This window comes from Paraburkholderia diazotrophica (assembly GCF_900108945.1).
GTDB lineage: Bacteria > Pseudomonadota > Gammaproteobacteria > Burkholderiales > Burkholderiaceae > Paraburkholderia > Paraburkholderia diazotrophica.
The window spans coordinates 1-20,953 of record NZ_FNYE01000052.1 but is presented as its reverse complement, the minus strand read 5'-3'; the positions used below and the strand labels follow the sequence as shown (position 1 = coordinate 20,953).

13 protein-coding genes and 8 pseudogenes are annotated in these 20,953 nt (G+C 59.3%); 10 read left to right on the top strand and 11 right to left on the bottom strand.

Annotated elements, in window-relative coordinates; translation table 11 throughout:
* Positions 1 to 696: 696 nt before the first annotated feature.
* From ectB to hypF, 6 genes are all read left to right on the top strand, one after another.
* The gene (gene ectB / locus BMW76_RS36090) at positions 697 to 1,965 is read left to right on the top strand and encodes a diaminobutyrate--2-oxoglutarate transaminase (protein WP_090873600.1); all 1,269 of its coding nucleotides are present in this window, start codon (positions 697 to 699) and stop codon (positions 1,963 to 1,965) included.
* Positions 1,966 to 2,548: 583 nt separating this feature from the next.
* Positions 2,549 to 2,695 (top strand): hypothetical protein, encoded by a 147-nt coding sequence (locus BMW76_RS41495; RefSeq protein ID WP_177200599.1) that lies wholly within the window; start codon positions 2,549 to 2,551, stop codon positions 2,693 to 2,695.
* 148 nt (positions 2,696 to 2,843) lie between these two features.
* Positions 2,844 to 3,464: an N-acetyltransferase gene (locus BMW76_RS36085; protein ID WP_090873588.1), complete on the top strand. Its 621-nt coding sequence runs from the start codon at positions 2,844 to 2,846 to the stop codon at positions 3,462 to 3,464.
* Positions 3,465 to 3,700: 236 nt separating this feature from the next.
* Positions 3,701 to 4,519 carry an isochorismatase family cysteine hydrolase gene (locus BMW76_RS36075; RefSeq protein ID WP_245763536.1) on the top strand — a complete coding sequence of 273 codons (819 nt, stop codon included), beginning with the start codon at positions 3,701 to 3,703 and terminating at the stop codon, positions 4,517 to 4,519.
* 82 nt (positions 4,520 to 4,601) lie between these two features.
* Positions 4,602 to 5,627 (top strand): hydrogenase expression/formation protein HypE, encoded by a 1,026-nt coding sequence (gene hypE / locus BMW76_RS36070; protein ID WP_090873585.1) that lies wholly within the window; start codon positions 4,602 to 4,604, stop codon positions 5,625 to 5,627.
* Positions 5,621 to 7,996, top strand: coding sequence for a carbamoyltransferase HypF (hypF, locus tag BMW76_RS36065; protein ID WP_090873584.1), 2,376 nt, complete (start codon positions 5,621 to 5,623; stop codon positions 7,994 to 7,996). The genes hypE and hypF overlap by 7 nt, the downstream gene beginning before the upstream one ends.
* Positions 7,997 to 8,009: 13 nt before the next feature.
* On the opposite strand, the pseudogene BMW76_RS36060 reads toward hypF, so the two are convergent.
* The 8 genes and pseudogenes from BMW76_RS36060 to BMW76_RS36030 all read right to left on the bottom strand — a co-directional run.
* Positions 8,010 to 8,204: pseudogene (locus tag BMW76_RS36060) on the bottom strand (Rid family hydrolase); the annotation flags it as partial.
* Positions 8,165 to 8,524: an FAD-binding oxidoreductase/lyase gene (locus BMW76_RS42285; protein ID WP_245763535.1), complete on the bottom strand. Its 360-nt coding sequence runs from the start codon at positions 8,522 to 8,524 to the stop codon at positions 8,165 to 8,167. The pseudogene BMW76_RS36060 and the gene BMW76_RS42285, both read right to left, overlap by 40 nt.
* A complete protein-coding gene (locus BMW76_RS42280; protein ID WP_245763538.1) occupies positions 8,521 to 8,952 on the bottom strand; it encodes an FAD-dependent oxidoreductase in 432 nt (143 codons plus the stop codon). The genes BMW76_RS42285 and BMW76_RS42280 overlap by 4 nt, the downstream gene beginning before the upstream one ends.
* A gap of 26 nt (positions 8,953 to 8,978) precedes the next feature.
* Positions 8,979 to 9,775, bottom strand: a pseudogene (locus BMW76_RS36050) (ABC transporter permease).
* Positions 9,776 to 9,793: 18 nt separating this feature from the next.
* Positions 9,794 to 10,476 (bottom strand): annotated as a pseudogene (locus BMW76_RS36045) (ABC transporter permease).
* Positions 10,463 to 11,161, bottom strand: a pseudogene (locus BMW76_RS36040) (ABC transporter ATP-binding protein); the annotation flags it as partial. The pseudogenes BMW76_RS36045 and BMW76_RS36040, both read right to left, overlap by 14 nt.
* Positions 11,162 to 11,223: 62 nt before the next feature.
* Positions 11,224 to 13,287 carry a maltose alpha-D-glucosyltransferase gene (treS, locus tag BMW76_RS36035; RefSeq protein ID WP_090873582.1) on the bottom strand — a complete coding sequence of 688 codons (2,064 nt, stop codon included), beginning with the start codon at positions 13,285 to 13,287 and terminating at the stop codon, positions 11,224 to 11,226.
* Positions 13,288 to 13,375: 88 nt separating this feature from the next.
* Positions 13,376 to 14,854 carry an aldehyde dehydrogenase family protein gene (locus tag BMW76_RS36030; RefSeq protein WP_015004164.1) on the bottom strand — a complete coding sequence of 493 codons (1,479 nt, stop codon included), beginning with the start codon at positions 14,852 to 14,854 and terminating at the stop codon, positions 13,376 to 13,378.
* A gap of 391 nt (positions 14,855 to 15,245) precedes the next feature.
* On the opposite strand from BMW76_RS36030, the pseudogene BMW76_RS36025 reads away from it, so the two are divergent.
* Positions 15,246 to 15,458, top strand: a pseudogene (locus BMW76_RS36025) (hypothetical protein); the annotation flags it as partial.
* Positions 15,458 to 15,669 (top strand): annotated as a pseudogene (locus tag BMW76_RS36020) (transposase domain-containing protein); the annotation flags it as partial. The pseudogenes BMW76_RS36025 and BMW76_RS36020, both read left to right, overlap by 1 nt.
* Before the next feature lie 1,510 nt (positions 15,670 to 17,179).
* Here BMW76_RS36020 and BMW76_RS36010 read toward each other — a convergent pair.
* Positions 17,180 to 17,472, bottom strand: a pseudogene (locus BMW76_RS36010) (IS3 family transposase); the annotation flags it as partial.
* Between the two features lie 667 nt (positions 17,473 to 18,139).
* Between BMW76_RS36010 and BMW76_RS36000 the strand changes: the two are divergent.
* Positions 18,140 to 19,981: an alpha/beta fold hydrolase gene (locus tag BMW76_RS36000; protein WP_015004168.1), complete on the top strand. Its 1,842-nt coding sequence runs from the start codon at positions 18,140 to 18,142 to the stop codon at positions 19,979 to 19,981.
* Between the two features lie 108 nt (positions 19,982 to 20,089).
* Here BMW76_RS36000 and BMW76_RS42270 read toward each other — a convergent pair.
* Positions 20,090 to 20,244: pseudogene (locus tag BMW76_RS42270) on the bottom strand (IS6 family transposase); the annotation flags it as partial.
* A 95-nt stretch (positions 20,245 to 20,339) separates the two neighbouring features.
* Entirely contained in the window at positions 20,340 to 20,528 is a 189-nt protein-coding gene (locus tag BMW76_RS41490; protein WP_041766561.1) for a hypothetical protein, read from the bottom strand.
* A 266-nt stretch (positions 20,529 to 20,794) separates the two neighbouring features.
* Here BMW76_RS41490 and BMW76_RS42915 point away from each other — a divergent pair.
* Positions 20,795 to 20,953: hypothetical protein (locus tag BMW76_RS42915; RefSeq protein WP_177200598.1), on the top strand; the 159-nt coding region annotated here is incomplete at its 3' end.

Sequence of the window (20,953 nt, the reverse complement as noted above, 5' to 3'; positions counted from 1 at the left end):
CTCTAAGCAGCTTTCGGGCCATGCCGGTCCGAACCCTCGTAAGTTACCGGTAGGCAGGAAGTTGGCGGATATTTGTTGAGAAATTGCGCCGGGCTGACAAATGTCCGTTTCCTGACAAAACGAACGCATTACTAGCAAATGACCAACACCAGTGCCGTGTAGCACTTCTGACTAAGCCCTATTGCACGGTATGTCTGGCGACTTCGCCACGTTCGGGTACGGCTTTTGCCACATAAGCCGTGAACCCGCTCTCGCAACAACTGTAGATGCATCCATTGACGCCGGTATCACCAAGCTAGAACACAACGGAGCTAACGCCAGAATGGAACGTAACATGATGGCCTATGTGGAGTACAAATGGACCGATTATTGAAAACCGGAGTACGAGGTAAATCGCACCGCGTTGCGTTTGCTTCAACGCGTTGAGCACATTGAAACGGCGCCGTACGTCTCTGACATCGCACGTACGAGAGGCATGAGCATCCCTCTCGCGCAACACCGTTAGCTCGCTTGTGCCTCCTTTGCACGCGGATCTCCAGGTGCTGTGGTTCCATGCCAGACGTGGTTATATATTCGTCACTCGTCTATTGCGCCCGGAACAGCACGACTTCCTCCGGCTTGGCTTGCGGAAAGATGACGCGAAGGGAATGGCTGGACGCAGATAAAAATCCAATGCAGGGTTATGCCGGAGAATTCATGGAGCACATGATTGAGAAGCTAACGGAGCTAGAATCCAATGTCCGCACCTATTCGCGCGCTTTTCCAGTCGTCTTCTGCAAGGCGCGGGGCGCGGAGATCTACTCGGTCGATGGCCGACGCTATATCGATTTCTTAGCAGGCGCAGGAGCGCTCAATTACGGGCACAACCATCCGGCTCTGAAGGAGTCGATCATCGAGTATTTACGGGGCGACAACCTCGTTCATTCACTGGACCTTTGGACTACAGCAAAATACACTTACCTAGACACCTTCGATCGTCTGATATTGAAGACTCGTCGACTTGACTACAAGGTGCATCTGACAGGACCCACTGGCACCAACGCGGTCGAAGCCGCCATTCGCTTAGCTCGGAAGATAAAGAAACGAAGTACCATTGTTTCGTTCACCAACGGCTTCCACGGCATAACCATGGGTTCGCTCGCGCTCACGGGAAATGCGAAGTTTCGGAGCGCAGCCGGTTTGCCGTCCATGGGCAACGCGTTCATGCCATTCGACAATTATTTTGGCGAAGGTGTCGATACTTTGAGGTATTTCAAAAAATGCCTGAGCGATCGCTCCAGCGGTCTGGACTACCCAGCAGCTGTTATCGTTGAAGTGGTGCAGGGAGAAGGTGGGATCAATGTCGCTTCTCCGGGGTGGCTGCAAGAACTGGAGACGGTCTGCCGAGATCAAGACATCTTGTTGATCATCGACGACATCCAGGCGGGGTGCGGTCGGACCGGCCGGTTCTTCAGCTTCGAGCACGCTGGGGTGGTGCCGGATCTCGTGACCAACTCGAAATCGCTGTCGGGATTTGGATTGCCTTTCTCGCAGGTCTTGATTCGCCCTGAGCATGATCAGTGGGAGACCGGGCAATACAACGGTACGTTCCGCGGAAACAATGCGGCCATGATTACGGGGGCTAAAGCACTGGAATACTTTTGGTCGGACGATGCTTTCGCAGACGAGGTCCGGCGGAAAGGAGAAATAGTCAGGGAAGGCTTTCTCGGGCTGACAGACTTATTGCGATATCGTCAAGTTGAGGCCGAGGAACGCGGGCTCGGACTGATGCGCGGCATTGACGTTCAATCAGGCGCCTTGGCAACCAAGATTACTGCCGAGGCGTTCCGACAGGGGCTAATCATCGAAACATCCGGCCATTCCGGCCAGGTAATAAAGTGTCTTTGTCCGCTGGTGACGACCGGTGATCAGATCGAGGAAGCAATGCAGATACTGAGACGCAGCATCGATAACGTGCTCGGATAGGTGTTCGTTCTTGCGCGGCCGCTGGTTTGAAAATGTATGAGTATGGGCAGTGTTCGAGCGCGGAATCTCGATCGATCAGTTCGCAAAACGGAACCCTGTAATGTGGGCAGCTAACCCACGGGTATCAGCCGTCCACCGTCGACGTTACAGGCTGCGCCGCCCCCCAGCTGATGGTTTCCGCTTCTGCAATCGAAACACGCGTTTTGCAACATCTACGCCGACCGCGGCAAGCTTCATCGGGGGTTCTCCCTCTCGAGTCATACGTTTCGAGACTGTACTTTGGCACATTCCGATGCCGTCGGTAGTGAGAACCAGCTCCTATCTTTGCCCCCTGTCCGATCTACACCATCCTTCCACCTTGCGGGGGGCCACTCCATTTCAAGTGGCGGCAGCGACCCAGAAACGATAAGTCTGGTCTGACCTACGCTATTGCGACACCCGCGCCTCTCACCGTATTTCCACCGGAACGGTAGACATCGGCCTGATGCAGGTCAATTCCATCAACTTTCTACATTGCGCGTGAGGATGATCGATGCGATTATGCTCCGTACTCCTGACATGAACGCCCAACGATCACGTCGATATGATTCTGGAACGTGATCACGCGCGCGATCAAGACCCGGCAGACGAGGCGCGCCTCGTCGAACACCTCGTCAAGCTCAACGCGCCGTTCGTGTCTTATTTATTTGAAGTCGCGCACAGCGTGCGCTTGCCGGCACCGAATCCCTGAGACGGCTATGACGGCACCGGTCGCGGCGATCACCACGGTGGCCCAAAGCGGCGTGCTCGCGTGAGCTGCATGCCGTCCTCCGCGCAGCGCGCGATGCGTCGCCGCGGCGCGACTCCCTTAATCCGGTAGTTCACTGCATGAGGGCTCTATGACATTTGAATGGCCGTCATCGTTGTCGCGACAGGACATGACCGAGCTGGTCGACCTGATGAATACGGTATCGACGCGCGAGACGACGCTCGGATTCTTCGAGCCCATCACCGCGTCGACCGGTCTCAAGATGATGGAGTCTCTCGATGCTGACCTCCGCGCGCGCACGGTCGACCTACTGATCGCACGCGAGCAGCAGGGCGGTCGGATCGTTGGCATGCTGATTCTCGCGCGTCAAGCATTGCCCGCGCGGCGGCACATCGTCGAAATGAAGCGCTGCGTGATCGAGCCTGGGTATCGAGGGCGGTTCTTGCTCGACGGCTGGCGGCTTGCGCTCGAACGTGTCAACGAGATGGGCTGCGAAATGATCGTTATTGATGTACGCAGCGATGGTAAGGCCGAGCAGCTATGGCGTCGCCTTGGTTTTGTTGAGTACGGCCGACTTGACGACTTCGCGCGCGTGAACGGCCGCGTGATCACGGGTTATTTTCTGCGCGCGTACGTGGACGACGTGATCGCATACCAGCAGCGCACGAAAAAGTTCTGGCACCGCCCGGACACGCCGACTCTCGGCGAGTCCCAGTTCGAGACCACGTCCGTCCAGCGGGACGACGCATGACGCCGGCCCACGTTGGCGTCGCTCCGCGCGATGTGCGTGCAGGGTGCGTGGGCCGCTCATACGAACCATGCGGTTGGGCCGTGGATCGTGGGCCGCGCAGCGGTAGTGCAGGGCATCTGCAGCTTCGGGATGACCTACGCGGTGACGCGGCTGATCACGTGGCTGGCTGTGCGATTCCGGTGCGACGCGCCGGAGCCACGCGCCGCGAAGTCGATCGTGCTCGCGATCGGCTGGGGATGCTGGTCGTGCAGGTGCTCGCGCACTGGCTGGCCGGGCACGCCGCATATCGCGGCGAAGATCCCGCCGGCCGCTTCGCTCGGTACGATCTATTGCACGGCCGACACGTTCGGCCGCGTGGGGCTCGACGCGCACCGTGCGGGCGACGGCGTAGCGAACAACCATCGACGCCGCTACGGCCGTCAGCGCGACCGTGGCCGTCACTCACCTATCCGACAGGAATGCATGACATGCCAAACAACATTGCGGTTCTGACGAATGATATGCAATACGAACTTGTTAACAAAAATCCCGAGCGAATCCGCGCCGTGGCCGATGCGAAGGGCAATTTCTGCCGGTTTCTAGACGGCATGCGGGAGCGAGGCTGTGAGATCGTACACCTGCAACTCATCAATCGAGAAGACGACGCGAATGCGGAGCGGTACAACGGCTATCTGCCTGTGACGAAAGGTAGCGAAGGCGCACAGATAATCGCCGAGTTCCTCGTCGAATCGGATCTGGTCGTCGAAAAGAATAAGGACAGCGGCTTTTACGAGACCGATCTCCACGAAATGCTCCAGGCGCGCGGCGTCGACACCCTGGTCGTGACCGGCATGCAGACGCAGATCTGCGTGCAGACTACGGCGGCGGATGCGTTCTTTCGGGGATACAACATCTGGGTGCCGTCCGACTGTGTCGTGTCCGCGCAGGAAACGGACAAGAAGCGAGCGCTTGAATGGCTCGATACCTATTGCGCGACCGTGACCGAATCGGCCGAGGTACTGCGCATGATCGACGCGTTCGGTCAACTGCCTCGCAAGGTGATCAAGACGCCTTGACGCACGGGCTCGCCGGGCGCGGTGCCGCACACGCGGCCAGCGGGCGACAGCATGTATCCCGAAACTTTCGATCGAAGCATCCATGAATATCAATGATCTTTCGCGCTCGACGATCGTGCTCGACCACGGCACGGGCGCCAAACTCAGCCGCGAACTGGTAGAAATGATCGTGTCGGTGCTGGGCGATAGCTATATCGGTGAAATGGAGGACAGCGCGCTGCTCGACGTCGACGGTGGACGCCTCGCGATGACGACGGATTCGTTCGTCGTCGCTCCACCGCTGTTCGGCAACGGCGACATCGGCAAGATTGCGGTGTGCGGCACCGTCAACGATCTCGCGGTGATGGGGGCGACGCCGAAGTTCCTGTCGCTCGCACTGATTCTCGAGACGGGTCTGCCGTTGAGCACGCTTGTGCGAGTGCTGGAGTCGATTCGCGACACGGCGCGCGAAGCGAACGTAAAGATCGTCGCGGGCGATACGAAGGTCGTCGGCAAGGGGGAGGCGGATCGGATCTTCATCAATACGGCGGGCGTTGGATTCTTCGGGCGCGCTCCATTGCGGATGAAGCAGGTGCGGCCGGGCGATCGCGTTATCCTGAGCGGGTGGATCGGCAATCACACGATCCACCTGTTGTCGATTCGCGAAGGGCTCGGATTCGAGACGCGCGTGCTGAGCGATTGCGCGCCGCTCAACCATATGCTGGCCATGCTGTTTGACGCGATGCCGGAAAGCGCGCTGCGCTCGGTGCGCGACGTCACGCGCGGCGGCCTGTCGGCTGTGATGCACGAATACGCGTCCGCGCTCGATTCGACGATCGAAATTCGTGAAGCCGACCTACCGATCCAGGCGGAGACCGCGATGGCGGCCGACATGCTCGGCGTCGATCCAATCAACATGGCGAACGAAGGCTGCCTTTGCCTGTTCGTCGCGCCGGAGCATGTCGAGCAGGTGCTAACGGTGCTGCGCGGTCATCCATACGGCAGGCAGGCGGTCGAGATCGGCGAGGTGCGCGACGCGGGCGACCGTGCAGTCGTCATGCGCACCCGCAACGGCGAGCTGTGCACGATTGAGGAACTGGCGGGCGCGGAGTTGCCGCGCCTATGCTGACCGGCAACGCAACCGCCGTCGCTCCGCACGCCGGTGGGAACGGGCCGATTCGATGGCGCGTGCGTGTTACCGGCGTGGTGCAGGGCGTCGGCTTCCGGCCGTTCGTGTACCGGATTGCGATGTCGCGCGGTTTGCGCGGCTGGGTGCTGAACGATGCCGACGGTGTACTGATGGAGGTGGAGGGCGACGCGCACCCACTGGCCGATTTCGCTGCGGCACTACGCGCGGAATTGCCGCCACTTGCGCGCGTAGCGTCGCTGCAGTCGCACTGCGTCGCGCCGTTGCTTGACGCGACGGAGCGCTTCGTGATCCGGGATAGCGAGCGTAGCGGCAGCCACCTAGCGCAACTGCCTGCGGATTCGCACGTGTGCGATGCCTGCTTGGGCGAGATGGCAGATCCGGCCAACCGGCGCTATCGCTATCCCTTCATTAACTGTACAAACTGCGGGCCGCGCTTCTCGCTGATCAAGGCGATTCCGTACGATCGCGTCAATACGACGATGCGCGCGTTCACGATGTGTACGCGATGCGAGGCGGAGTACCGCGATCCGTCCAACCGCCGCTATCACGCGCAACCGAACGCGTGTCCGGAATGCGGGCCGCGGGTGGAGCTATATGATGCAGACCGGATGCTGTCGGCCGGTGACGACGCGTTGCGCGCGGCGATCGACGCGCTGCGCACGGGCCTGACGGTCGCGGTCAAGAGCGTCGGCGGCTTTCATCTCGTCGTGGACGCGCGCAATCCGGACGCGATCGCGCGCCTGCGCGACCGCAAGCGCCGCAATTCGAAGCCGTTCGCGCTGATGATGGCGTCGGTCGAGACGGCCCGGCGCTGGACCGACTGCAGCGAAACTGAGGCGGAATGGCTGAGGTCGCCCGGCCGGCCAATCGTGCTGCTGCGCAAGTTAAACGGCGTTGGCCTGGCGGAGAACGTCGCGCCGCGCAATCCGAACCTCGGCGTGATGCTGCCGTCGGCGCCGCTGCATTACCTGCTGCTGTCCGATCCCGACCTGCCGGCATTGGTGATGACGAGCGGAAACGTGTCCGAATTTCCGATTGCGTATCGCAACGAGGAGGCACTCGCGCGCTTGTTCGAGGTGTCCGACCTGGTGCTGCTGAATGACCGCGACATCGCGATTCGCATCGACGACTCCGTGATTCGTTGCTCGAACCACCCGCAGTTGCCCGAACCGCAGATCAGTTTCTTCCGGCGCGCTCGAGGCTTCGCGCCATACGTAATAGAAGTGGGTCGATCGATGGCGCCAGTAGTCGCCTATGGCGCGGAACTGAAGACGACAGTCGCGCTCGCGGATCGCGAGCGAGTCTATGTGAGCCAGCATATCGGCGATCTCGGCAACGACGACACGTTTCGTTCGCACCAGACGATCGCGTCGCACTTGGCCGATCTGTATCGCGTGAAGCCTACAGTGGCCACCTGCGATCTGCATCCGTCGTTCCGGTCGACCCGGCTCGCGTCGGACACACATGTGTCGCGTCAGCAGGTCCAGCATCACCATGCACACATGGCGTCGTGCCTCGCCGACAACGGGCTCGACGGACCGGCCATCGGAGTAATTCTGGACGGCGCCGGCTACGGCATCGACGGCACGATCTGGGGCGGCGAGTTTTTCATCGGCGACGCACAGGCGGTGCACCGCGCGGGACACTTGCGTTACCTGTCGCTGCTCGGCGGCGACAAGGCGGTGCATGAACCGGTGCGCACTGCACTCGCACTTGCGCTCGAATCCTTCGACGGTGATGAAGGCATGCTGGCGCGCGTGCCCGCGCTTGCTGCGCTTGGCCACGAAGCGCGGCAGGTGTACGCGACAATGTGGCGGAAGGGCATCAATGTGACGCGCACGTCGAGCATGGGGCGGTTGTTCGACGGCGTCGCGGCGCTGGCGGGCGTTTGCTCGCGGGCGGAATATGAAGCGCACGGGCCGATCGAATTCGAGGGGCTGCTTGCGCGCGATCTGGTGATGAGCGAACCGTATCGTTACGCTTTTGACCCGTCCGCCGACGTGCCGGTCGAGCTTGACTACCGGCCGCTCGTGCGGCAGGTCGTGTCGGATACTGCCGATAGCGTCGAGTTGGCGACGATCAGCCGGCGCTTCCATTCGACGATCGTACTGGCGATTGCGTCACTGTGCGACCTGCTGCGCAGCCGGCATGCGCTCGACACGGTCGTGCTGAGCGGCGGCGTGTTCCTGAATGAATTCCTGCTGGTGAATGCGCTGGTCGAACTTCGGCGGCGAGGCTTCGACGTACATGCGCATCGCGACGTGCCGACCAACGACGGCGGTATTGCACTCGGGCAAGCGGTCGTCGCAAGCGCGAGAATCACGGCGGAACGCAAGGCCGTCATATAAATGGCTCTTTCAGGGATTGAACGAGGCGCGACTTGTCGATGCCTGCTTTCTCAAGGAAGCCGTCGATCTTTTCCAGCGCGCTCGCCGTCTGCACCTTCACATCCGCAGCGTAGTCGTTCGATGTCTGACCGCCAATAAACACGAGTCCCGCTGCCTTCACGACACGGCTCACGCGCTGATTCGTTTCAATTCTCGCGATTGCGGACATACGCTGGTTGGCCCCTTTTCGTAAGTGAATTGGGTTTGCCCGTCATTTTGCGCGGCAGGCAAGAGCGCCCAGCAGGGTGTGGAATGACCGTTGAGCGTCGGGTAGTGCAGGAACGGCGCGACGCGCTTGCTGATGAGCACCTGGCCGCGATTCGGCGTGACAGTCGCATGCAGCCCGACGTGCGGCGCAAGCGCGCGATTGCCGAGGCCCGCAGCCAGCACCACGCGCGCCGCGCGATACGTGCCGCGCTTGCCCTGCACGGCGAAACCGCTGCTTTCGGGCGCGATGCGCTGCGCTTCCTCGCCGTTGACGAGCTTCACGCCACGCTACTGCATGCCCATATGCAGCGCGCAGCAGCCTGAGCAGATTGACGTGCCTGTCCATCGGCGTGTAGCTCGCGCCGATCACGTCCGGCCCGATCTGCGGCACGCGTTCGCGGACCTCGCGCGCATCGAGCAGCTGATACGGGTAGTTGCCCAGCTCGCGTTGCAGCGTGCCGAGCCGCTTGGCGCGTTCTGCGAGCGAGCAGCGCCGCGGCAAGCGCTGGCCAGCGCGTCGCAGAGCTGCGCGACCAGCGCGCATACGGCGGCAGGCCATAGCCTTTGCGCTGAATCCAGACCAGCCCGAAGTTGCCGCGCGACGCGCGAAACGCGCCGTCGCCCTGATCGAGCACGCTCACGTGCACGCCTTCGCGTGCGAGGCCCCAGGCGACGGCGGAACCGACCCGCCCGCCGCCCAGCACGAGCATATCGGGGATGGCGGATGGAGTGCGGATCATCGAGCTTCTCCGATCAGGATGCGGTCCAGTCCGACCATGCGGTCGAGCAGCAGCATCAGCAGGACCGTGCCGACGACAGCATTGCCGACACGGAAGCGACGAGGGGATCGATGGTCTGCACGATCTGGTTGTACATTGCGACGGGTAGTGTGGTCGTGTCGGGCGGCGCGACGAATATCGTCATCGTGAGTTCGTCGAAGCTCTGGATGAACGACAGCACCCAGCCGCCCGCGACGCCCGTGAGGATCATCGGCAGCACGACGCGGCGAAATGCAGTGAAGCGGCTCGCGCCGCACGACAGCGCCGCGGGCTCGGCATCGCGGTCGAGTCCGACGGCCGACGACAGCGCAAGACGCAGCGCGTACGGCAGCACGATGATCACGTGCGTCGCGATGAGCGCCCAGAACGAGCCGCTCAGGTTCAGCAGCGACAGGAAGCGCAGGAATGCGATGCCGAGTACGACGGCAGGAAGCATCATCGGCGAGAGGAAGAAGCTCATCAGCGCGGCGCGGCCCGCGAAGCGGTAACGCGCGATCGCAAGCGCGGCGGGCACCGCGAGCGCGACACCGATCGTCGCGGCCGCGAACGCGAGCCGCACAGACAGCCAGAACGCCGAGACGATGTCGCCGTTGTCGAGGGCCGCGCGAAACCAGCGCAGCGACGCGCCGTCGAACGGCATCGAAATGAAGCCCTTGTCGGTGAACGCTACCAGCAGCACGGCGACGAGCGGCGCGAGGATGAAAGTGAGGAACAGCGCGTTGAACAGCGTGCCCCAGAATCCGTTCTGTTTCATCGCGTCATCCTCATCGTGTTACTCGAAAATGTACTTAAAGCGGCGTTCGCCGAGTCGGCTGCGACCCATCACGACCGCGATGTTCGCGATCAGCAGCAGCAGCGCGATGCTCGCGCCGAGCGGCCAGTTCAGCGTGCCGAGACTCGTCGTAGGCAGCCGTCGCGACGACCTTCAGACGGCGGCCGCCGATGAGCGCGGGCGTCGCGAATGCGGACGCGGACGGCGCGAACACGGTGATCGGACCGGAGAGCACGCCAGGCATGATCTGCGGCAGTACCACGCGGCGAAACACGCGCAGCGGCGAGCCGCCGAGAGACAGTCCCGCCCATTCGACCTGCGGGTTGAGCTTTTGGAGCGTCGCCCACACAGACATCACCATGAACGGCACCAGCACGTGCGTGAGCGCGATAACCATGCCTGTCATCGTGAAGACGAGGCGGATCGGTTCGGACGTGATATGCAATGCCTGCAGCGCGTCGTTGAGCACACCGTTGTTGCCGAGCAGGACCTGCCAGCCGAGCGTGCGCACCACGACCGAAATCAGGAGCGGCCCGAGCACGATCAGCAGGCACAGCGACTGCCACGGCCGCTTCATGCGCGCGAGCGAGCGGCACGAAAAGCAGCGCGCCGAACAGCAGCAGCGCGGGCGCGGACAGCAGCCACGGCGCGGCGCCCGCGCGCGGGTCGTCAAGCGTTGCCATGGGCGCTCTCCCGTGTCAGCACGCGCAGATCGTCGTCGGTAAACGAGAGGCCGACTTCGTGGCCTTCCTCGGGCGGCGGCGCGCCGTAGTTCGGCTGCGCGACATGCAGCTTGCCGAGCTCGGTGTCGACTTCGAGCAGCCATTGATTACCGATGAACACGCGTGTCGCGATGCGCCCGTGCATACGTGCGTCGCCATTCGCCAGATACACCTTCTCCGGACGGATGTACACGTGCACCGCGCCCTGCACGTCGCGGCCTTCGTGCGGCACATGCAGCGTCGTGCCCGCGACATCGACTTCGGCGCAGCGCGGATTGCGCCTGAGCACTTCCCCCGGCGGCGTGTTCGTGCGGCCGAGAAATGTCGACGCGAACGGCGTGGCGGGGCGCTCGTAAGCATCGACCGGCGTACTCAGCTGCGCGATGCGCCCGCGCTGCATCACCGCGATGCGGTCGCTCATCGTCATCGCTTCGACCTGGTCGTGCGCGACGAGGATCATCGTGATGCCGAGACGCTTCTGGATCGCGCGCCGTTCGATGTGCATTTCCTCGCGCAGCTTCGCGTCGAGATTCGACATCGGTTCGTCGAGCAGCAGCTCGGGCCGCCTCGCGAGCGCCCGCGCGATGGCGACGCGCTGTCGTTGGCCGCCCGACAGTTCCTTTGGATAACGCGTGTCGAGGCCTTTTCTGAAGCGCTGCGTCTGATTCAACTGCCGGGATATTTCCGGGTGTGCGCCCTTCATGCACGTCAACTGGAAAGAGAACTCGCAATTCTCAGTGATACACCTCGGTGACCCTCAAGCACTATTCGCAGCTTACCCAGTTCGCCGAGGTGACCGATAACCGAATCGGCGAGCATGTCGATGACAGGTCCTGGCGCGGTGCAGGGTAGCGTAATAGTCTCATCAACGGTGCTTGCGCCAAAGTTCAGAGCTGTAATCTGAGTCTCTTTCCCTGCAGGAAGTTCATGAACCATTACTAGGAGGCCTGGCGCGACAACGTCAGGAATCTCGATTTGCCTACTCGAGGCAATGCCGTACGAGTCTCGCACAGCGAGGAGACGCTTGAGTTGCGAGGCGAAAGAAGCAGGGTCGGCGAGTTGCTCCGGCAACGCACCGTACAAGGCCACTGCGCGCGGTATGCCTTCTTCAGATGTGTATGCGTGCGGGTTTTCTCCTGTCAGATCATAAGCACCGCGTTGTACCCAGCGCGTGTCTCCGTCAGTCGTTCGCTCCTCGACGGCCTCAATGGGTAGGGGCAGTGCGCCGACAAGGTCCCACCCCGATATTGCAAAAACGCCGGGCTGCAAAGCATTGAACATCGCAAGAAGAAGATGAATTTGTCGGATATTGTCTCTGTCGCCGGGCGTTATGGCGTCCAGGTCCCGAATATTGAGTGCCGCAGTGATGACGCTGACTGTCGTGCAAGACACGCCGTTTGTCACGAAAGGAAGATTGTAGGGTGCATGCTCGCCGCTCAAGCGCTCGTACATCTTCTCCCGGATATGCTCTCGAAGGGTGTTGCCGTTCCATGTCTGCCCTTGGAAAATAAAAGTTGTGTTAGCGTGTAGCGTCCAGAAATGTACGAGCTCCAGCGTCAGTTCATCGTGGTTCTGAAGTGCGTGAATGAGAGACGCCGGGTCGATGCCGTACTGATGGACCTTGCGTAGCATCAGTCGCAAGAACTCAGTGTCTCCAGTCAGAAGTGCATGCTGATACGCAGGACGTGTGACGAAGTCGTAAGACAGGTCAGCGCCATTTTTGGACATTGCCGCCATGTCGTCGAGGGTGAGATTGAGTTCCTGAAAGCTGAACCCACCGGCCTTACGAATCGCCCCGGCGAGAAGCTGGTTGCCCGCGACCGCGAGTGGATGGCTCTGCGACCATGCATTGCCGTGTGGTCTTCGCTCGATGCCCAGGAAGCCGTTGGCATCTAGGCGAAGTCCGCGAGCGCCGAGGACGTCCAAGGAGTGCAGAGCATCACCGATACTGATTTGTTGGGCGGCCAATGTTGGGTCGAGCCAGTTTAGTGACGGTTGACCTTCCTTAAAGTAGTGAAGGTATACCCACCGGCGCATTACGCCGTCTACGCCAAGTACAGGAGCGGTTGCACTCCAGTCTGTTTCCTTGACGCCTGGCGCAAAAAACATTACTCGCTGAAGTTGGCCAACGATGTAGCACTTGCTTTTCAGGGTGTCGACCACGTCAGCCGGCAGATTGATGGAATCTTTTCCTTCAGGTACGTCTGGCAAAATGTTCCAGTCGCCAGGCATGATCTCGATCATATGGTAAAGGCCCGGATAGTCCCCGTAATTCATCTCAGCGAGCCGGAAGTCGGGGCCTTTGCCAGTATGCAAAGGAATGACATCGTCAATGACAACGGCGTTGTGCGCTGCCGCCATGCCACTCATTGATATGAAGTCTTCTTCTGTACCGAATCTGGAATCGATCTCCAGGCCGATGCGATCAAAGTTGCCGTCTACCGAATGGGTAAAGCGCTTGCCATTGAGACCACCGGCGACTTTGGTTGGACCCGGGTGAATAGCATTAATACCCATCGAGGACAACGAACGCCACAGTGTCTCGCTTCCCAATGCCTGGAGTACCGACTGTCCCGGCGCGGCTATAACCGCGCCCGGGTACGCGGTGAACCAGACAGACGAATTTGCGCACACCCCACGCGGGCGGGCCTCGGCATAGGGGTGAAGCCAAAGCTTGGCTTGCCCCGCATAACTGCGTGCCCGTGCGCGAACTTGGTGGAGCATTGAAAGACTCACGAGCCACTGGATATGCTCTGAAGCCGGAACATTCATGGCAGACCTCCTCGAGATATTCTTGAGGCGATATCAGCGTTTGGGCGCGCTCAACCAACGCCTTGGATACCCCGAGGCCAATGAGTCTTCATGCCTCGCTAGAGTTTGCGCGCACGTCACCGCGCGTGCCGGGTCCCGCCTGATCGTCATAGCCGACGATAGCCTTCACTTCGAGAAACGCCTCCAGACCCCACTCGCCATATTCACGGCCGTTGCCCGATCGCTTATAACCGCCGAACGGCGAGCCCGCGTCCCACGCCGGATAGTTCAGATAGACGCTGCCCGCGCGTAGCCGGAACGCCACACGCCGGGCGCGCGCCGGATCCGCGGATTGAACGTATGCAGCAAGTCCAAACGGTGTATCGTTGGCAATCGCGATCGCGTCTTCCTCGTCGCGATACGGCATGATGGCGAGCACTGGACCGAAAATCTCTTCTCGTGCAATCGTCATCGAAGGGTCGACGTTTGCGAATACCGTGGGCCGCGCATAGTAGCCGCGCGTCAGCCCATCGGGACGTCCGGGCCCGCCGGCTGCGAGCAGTGCGCCTTCCTCGATGCCCTTTTTGATCAGCTGTTGCACGCGTGTATATTGCACGTCGCTCACCACAGGGCCCATCATGGTGCGGTCATCGTTCGCGGGACCCACACAGTGAGAGGCCGCCGCATGCTGTGCAATGCGCACGGCCTCGTCGTGCAGCGCTGCGGGCACCAGCATGCGTGTCGGCGCGTTACACGACTGGCCGCTGTTGCCAAAGCACTCATAGACACCCGAGGTGACGGCGGCTTCCAGGTCCACATCATCGAGAAGAATATTTGCGGACTTACCGCCAAGTTCCTGATGCACGCGCTTGACAGTCGGCGCCGCGAGCTTCGCGATTTCCACGCCCGCCCGCGTCGACCCGGTGAACGAAACCATGTCGACGTCCGGATGACTGCAGAGCGCCGCGCCCACAGTCGGGCCGTCGCCGTTCACGAGATTGAACACGCCCGGCGGCACGCCTGCGGCATCGAGAATCTCGGCGAACAGCACGGCGTTCAGCGGCGAGATCTCGCTCGGCTTGAGCACCATCGTGCAACCGGCGGCAATCGCGGGGGCGACCTTGCAGACAATCTGATTGATCGGCCAGTTCCATGGCGTGATGAGCGCGGCCACGCCGACGGGCTCGTAATTGACAAGCGTCGTGCCCTTCTTGCGCTGCCACGCGAAGCGCTCGCAGGTACGCAGGAGTTCTTCGAGGTGACGTCTGCCGAGCGCGGCCTGCCATGTATGCGAAAGCATTTTCGGCGCGCCGATCTCGCGCGAAATGACATCGGCCATCTCGTCGTAACGCGCCGTATAAGCGTCGAGTATGCGGCGAATCAGTGCGATGCGCTCGGTCAGCGGCGTCAGCGAAAACGCCGCGAATGCGCGCTTTGCGGCTGTCACCGCGCGCTCCACGTCGTCGGCGTTGCCGAGCGCGATCTGCGCGAACGCCTCTTCCGTGCAGGGATCGACAACGGCGAGGTGCGCGTCGCCCGACGGCGCGACCCAGATGCCGTCGATGTAAAACTTCTGTGCATTCAACATCCGCTTCTCAGTCAGAGAGTGTTTCAAGAAGAACTGCCGGGATTGTTAATCCAGTGCCAAACCCGTTAGCTTCGACCGCAGCCTCTCCAGGGTGAGCTGGGTAGCCGGGCGTATTGATGCATGGCTCCCCGGCTTTCGTCGTCTGCGCATACGGTTTGAAAGACGCGTCGACATTTACAATGGAGTGCTGACGATAGGATGCCACCTAGTTTGCCGGTTGACATCTTCAATGTTCCGAAGAGTCTTTTGAAATGTCCTGCAGGCCATGCAAAGTATTAGGAAGGAGCGCGCAACAATAAAACCAAACAGCGCTCTCGAGTCGCCTGATGTGCAGTATAGCGAAAGGGTTTTTTTGCGCCTTTGATCGCCATCAATGCATGACTAGGTTTTACTGAATACATCGTCGGCGCTTCCCCTCCCCGAGTTACGTCTCTACATAAAACTAGAAACGTGCATTGAAGCGACCATTCATCAACTCGGGTACCCGACGAAGAACTCTCTGAAGTCCTGGCATCACGAATATGAAAAATGTCATGATCTGCGGTCGGGCTACGTGCGTTCGAAGCCGAAGTACTCTTCCGAACAGAAGAAGGCGGCCGTTGACTGGAAAATCAGATCCGTCCCTGGGCCATCAATCGGCCGAACTGGCTAGCTGCGGGTTCGCTGCGCGCCGGGCAACGTGCCGCTGCAATCATGAGCCTGATTCGAACCGCGCAGCTCAATGGCCATGATCACTGGTCTATCTGAAAGACGTGCTCAATCGATTGCCCACTCAACGAGCCGACGACATCGCTCAGTTACTACCGCATCGCTGAGCACCCGCCGTTGACTGATCGCCGCTAGCCAGCTCGCTCCCGTGCCTTCACCGGGCGCTTACGCAAGTTCGGCAGTTTGTGGATCTAACGGCGTGAATGACTATGTCGCTAAAGGTCATTAATCGTTTCGTCCAGCGCGTTATTGTCGAATGGCTGCACTCTGCTCACCGAGCGCTTGTGCCTGCTTCGGCCAACCGGCTCGCTTATCGAATTGATGCGCACAGGGCGGACCTAACCGGTCATCGCAACAGTCGCCGCCTTAATCCGCCATCGTCGCGGCAATCCATGGTGTTGGACATCCAACATTGTCGGATGTGCAACACCAATCCGACAACCGACACTTGGCAGAAAATCCCACAAGTGTTTTGGAGGGTGGACGGCCATCAACCAGCCCGATCAGCAATGCGTCGGAAGATCCTCTCCTGTGTCTCGTGGCCCTGGCCCAACTATTGCGTCTGCAGTCGCGGGGCAATCGAAGCGGAAGGTAATGAAGCATGAACACGAAACCAGACTCTCACGAACCACAGGCAAGACCCGCAAGAAATGACAGTCGACATGTTATCGCGGCGTCCACGGAATGTGCCGCGCTACGCGTCATTACCGAACCGGCGCTCTGGATCAGCAGTTCTATTCCGTTTCCTGAACAGGAAATTTTTTCGTGCGTTGCGGTGCAGCCCGACGAACGATGTATCTCACAAAGAAAGAGTAATCGTGCTCAATCCACAATCACGAATTGAGTCAGAGCCATTAAATGAAACATCTATTCTCTGTTACGGCTAATTGAACTTTCCTCGTGTCGCAAAAGCGCTTAAACTGACATCGTCTCCGATGAAACCGATCATGCGCTGTGCGGCTTTCCACGATTGCTCGTTCGTCGCCGATGATCTGAAAGACTTCCCGCGAACTCGATATTGCTTTTTTATCGGGTAAGCGCTGTTTTGCCGTTTCGGAAGCGTGTCAGGAACTCGGTCTCATAGGCCCGGGAAGAAATGCGCGGCTGGCACCGCGAGATATGGCGCCGTTGCGCGATGTGGTCACCCGGTGGGCTCACTTTCGCATCGGCATATCAAGGTGCGATCTCGTTATGAGCAGTTGCGTTTGATTTGCGACGTGCCAGTGCCGCCGCATCTCTCGCGGTTACCGGTGCTAATACGAATGGTAACCGATGGACTTGGCCGCTGCGTTCAGGTCCGCATGAAATGCGGTACATCCAGAAAAGCGTGTTTGCTGACTCATCTGAGTATTACATCGATATACTAAATTAGTGGGAAATATGCTATACATTGTCGCACAGGACTGCAGCATTAGAACCGAACGTGCCTGAATATTAGGCGAGAGCTGGAAGAAGGTTGCATGTGCTTTTCGATAGCTTAAGCCGGACCAGCGGCGCATCAAGGATATGGAGCGGGAGGTCGTGAAACTGCGGGAGATCAAAGATTCTGCGCAAGGCGCCCGCATATTTTGCGCAGGCGGAGCTCGACCGCTGACAGAAATGATGACCATTATTGACGATCTCTGTGATGGTGAGACGCACGCCCGCATATTTGTCAGCGACAAGCAGTCGCGCCCGATGGTAGAAGTAGGAACTACGTGCGAGACCTAGAACGGCGAACAGTGCTGGGATCGCATAGGTTTGTCTCAGGGCATCAATCAGCATCGACTTCTCCCGGCTGCTCAGGAGCTGCAGGTCGACGACCGGGTCTTTTTTAACAGTTCGTTGGCCTTCTTCAGCAGGTCGTGTTCGAGTTGCAACTGCCGCATGTCGCGTTGAAGCGATTAGACTTTACGATCCAGTTCTGCTCGAATAATGAGCTACCCGGCTATCTCGAGCTTGATTTCGTCGAGCATTGTGGTGGCACCAAGATCGACGGCGACTTCGTGCATAGTTTCGTGATGACAGATATCGCGACCCGCCGAATGCCTGGCCATGCCACATCGAAGCCGTGCACTCGTTGCCGAGCATATCGAACGGGTTAGCCGAGTCGTGCCATTTCCGCTACGCGGCCTCGATTGTGACAACGATTCTGGCTTCATGAATGAGACCGTCTTTGAATTCTGCAGACGATGGGTATTGAGCTGACACGTTCACACGTGCGTGCAAGAAAAGTGATCAGGTGTGGGGCGAGCAAAAGAATAGATCAGTCGTGCGTCGCCTCGTGAGATATCGTAGCTTGCGATGTAAGTTATCCTCATTGTAAAGGGGATTTGCTCGGCCTAGTTTCTACTATCGGCGACACAGCTTCGCCTCACGTGTGATGTACAGGTGTTGCCTGTAGCTCATTCGTGATATGAAGTCCATATTGTTTAAGTCGAAATAAAATATATTTATATCGATCTTAAAAGGCTAAAAATGAATTTACTGTTCCGCATCTAACCATTGACATGAATCAATTTAATTGTCCGATCCAAGGTTAAAAATACGATGGTACTTTTACCCTGATTGAGAGGCGATGTTAGCTTTGGAAGACTAATGATTGATCGGATAGCGAAAGTGCTGAAGACAGCAAGACACATTGGAATTTTCGGGATTTCTCTGATTGCAGTCGGGTTCTATGGTTGCGGTGGCTCGGACGGTAGCTCACGCGCCGATGCCACGCCCGCGTCGGGTGATTCAGGCGTCGATGCCGCGCTCGCGCCGTACTATAAGCAGGCAATATCTTGGCACGCCTGCAGCTCCGACACTTTTCAGGATCTCGACAGCGACTTGCTGAATCAGCTATCGAGCAGGGCTGGATGTGCAACGGTAAAGGTGCCGCTGGATTACGATGATGTTTCCAAGGGCAGCGCCGGCATTGGCGTCCTGAGAGTGAATGCAGGCAAGCCTGCGAGCCGGCTGGGCGCCATATGGATGAATCCAGGTGGACCAGGTGAGAGCGGGCTGAATATGCCTTTGGGCGTGTCGAAGCTATGGCTTCTTGGAAATTCGGCAAATCCTGTAGGTCAAAAGTTGTTGCAGCTGTCGGATGCCTACGACCTGATCGGATTTGATCCACGAGGTGTGGGCTCCAGTATCCAGTTGGTATGCAACTCTAATGCTACCCGGAGATTTATCCCTTTCACCGACCGTTCTGCCGCCGCAAACAGCGCACAGATGATTGATGGCCGCGAGGTCGCCTCCGCTTGTGGTGGCACGCCTCTGACCTCATACATCAATACCGAATACACGGCCCGAGACATGGAGGTTATACGTGTGACACTGGGATACGACAAGTTGAACTACTATGGTACGTCATACGGGACGGCTCTCGGGGGCCGCTATGCCAGCCTGTTTCCTGATCGTACCGGTCGTATGATACTTGATAGCGTCGTGGATATTACTCTTCCATTGGCCGAGACTTCCCCCGCCCAGGCTCCTGCATTCCAAAAGATACTGGATGAGATCGTTGCCCCCTATGTCGCTGCCCGTAACGACGTACTCGGCTTGGGCTCGAACGCGGACGACGTCAAAAAGATCGCCAGGAGCGGTCCTGCGTGGCTCACAAGCTGGCTTGGCGAGACCATGTCTCGTTCGCTGTATGCTCAATGGCAGATAGATGACGTCGTCGCAGATTTGGCGGTGGCCAAGGGAATAAACAAGGTACTTACGGCGAATCCAATGATTTCCTCCGATGCCCTCCAACGCGAGATAGCCTTGCTGCATTTCTTTCCACAAGAGAGTGAGGACGCAGAAGCTACCGCGCAAAAGAAAGCTAAGGACGCGGTTAGCACATACGCTGCCGCAGTTTCCGGGACGACACAATCTGTGCATCTCGACGGCACGGACGGCACGTACTGGTCCGTCGTCTGCAATGATGGAGCCCTGATCCACCCCAGCGAGAAGTACTGGACCGACCTCGGAAATGCGCTTGCGCAGTCTGCGCCGCTTATTGGTGGTATGTATTCGGATCTGCCGTGTCTGTACTGGCCGTTCAGTGCGCGAAAGCCGCCATCGTTTGTTCGTGCCGCGACGCTATCGTTCCTCCTGCTGCAGGACGAAAACGATGGCCCCACCCCTCTGTCGGGAGCGCGCGCGACTGCCGCCGTATTGAAAAATTCACGGCTTGTGGTTCAGAGCACGACGTACGACCATGGAGTTGCGTTCACCCGCAGCGAATGCGTTAGCGGTTACATGGCAGACTACCTGCTGCAAGGCACATTACCTAACGAGGGCACCATGTGTGCAGGAAGCGGCCTGTCCACATCGACATCAACTACCACTATAAACAGCAAACGTGCCGTTGGCGCCAGAGCAGAAGAGTACCGAACGGATATGTACACCGATGATGTCGAGGCAGAAAAGACTCTGCAGAAGCTGCGAAAGATGATCAGATAGCGTTCCGATGGGATGTGTCGCGATGGTGTAATCAGAACGAGTAAGCCCTGTTACGATGGGGAGATTCATCGTGCTAACGGGTCGACCAGAATCGTTGGATCCGGAACCACGGATCGTTTCGTACGTGGCCACGACACCCCACTCGCGAGCAACAATTGCTCGATGTCGCGCGGGCTCAGGTTGAACCGGAAGTACCAGCGAACGGCGCAGCTAATAACGACAGCGTAGCGGTGGCCATGATAAGGCGATTCGGTCTTCTTCATTGCTTCATTCTACCGACACCTCTCCGGCAACCTGACAGTGCCGCCTGAACATCCCGCGCCGGTATTTCCGATCGGCTCCGCGCTCGGCTGGGCCCCTACATCGTGATGATGAAGCGGATCGGCACGCTGTTCGATGGCTCGTAGGGGCTCTCGACGTCGCTGATGGCTACGTCGGCCCGCTCGGTCCGCGCGTGCTTGCCGTCACTGAAAAGATCCCCGGCCTCGAGCCGTACTTCTTCGAGATGGGGCACGTGGTTGAGGCAGCGCCCGACGAACGCGACCAAGCACGGCTCGCCGGCGTTCCTGCTCCATAGGATCTAACACCGTCTAGGCGCGTATGTCGAAACCCTCGCGTTCGAACATTAATTTTTCGATGTCGCGAAAACTCAACTGAGACTGAAAAATCCGACGCGCAGCGTCCCGGCTTCTTAATCTACACATTTTTAGGCAACCACCGCGGCAACGTGACAATGCGCCTGTAAGCGCTGCGCGCGTGGAATCGACTGCCGCCGAATCGGCATTCACTCTATACCTCAAGAGAACAAATCGTATGGCTTTACTTCGCATGGCAACGGCGTTGCTGCTGGCTGGACTGATCACCGCGCACACTGCATACGCACAGGTGACGCTCAATTTCGTCAACGCCGACATCGACCAGGTCGCCAAGGCGATTGGCGCGGCGACGGGCAAGACGATCATCGTCGACCCG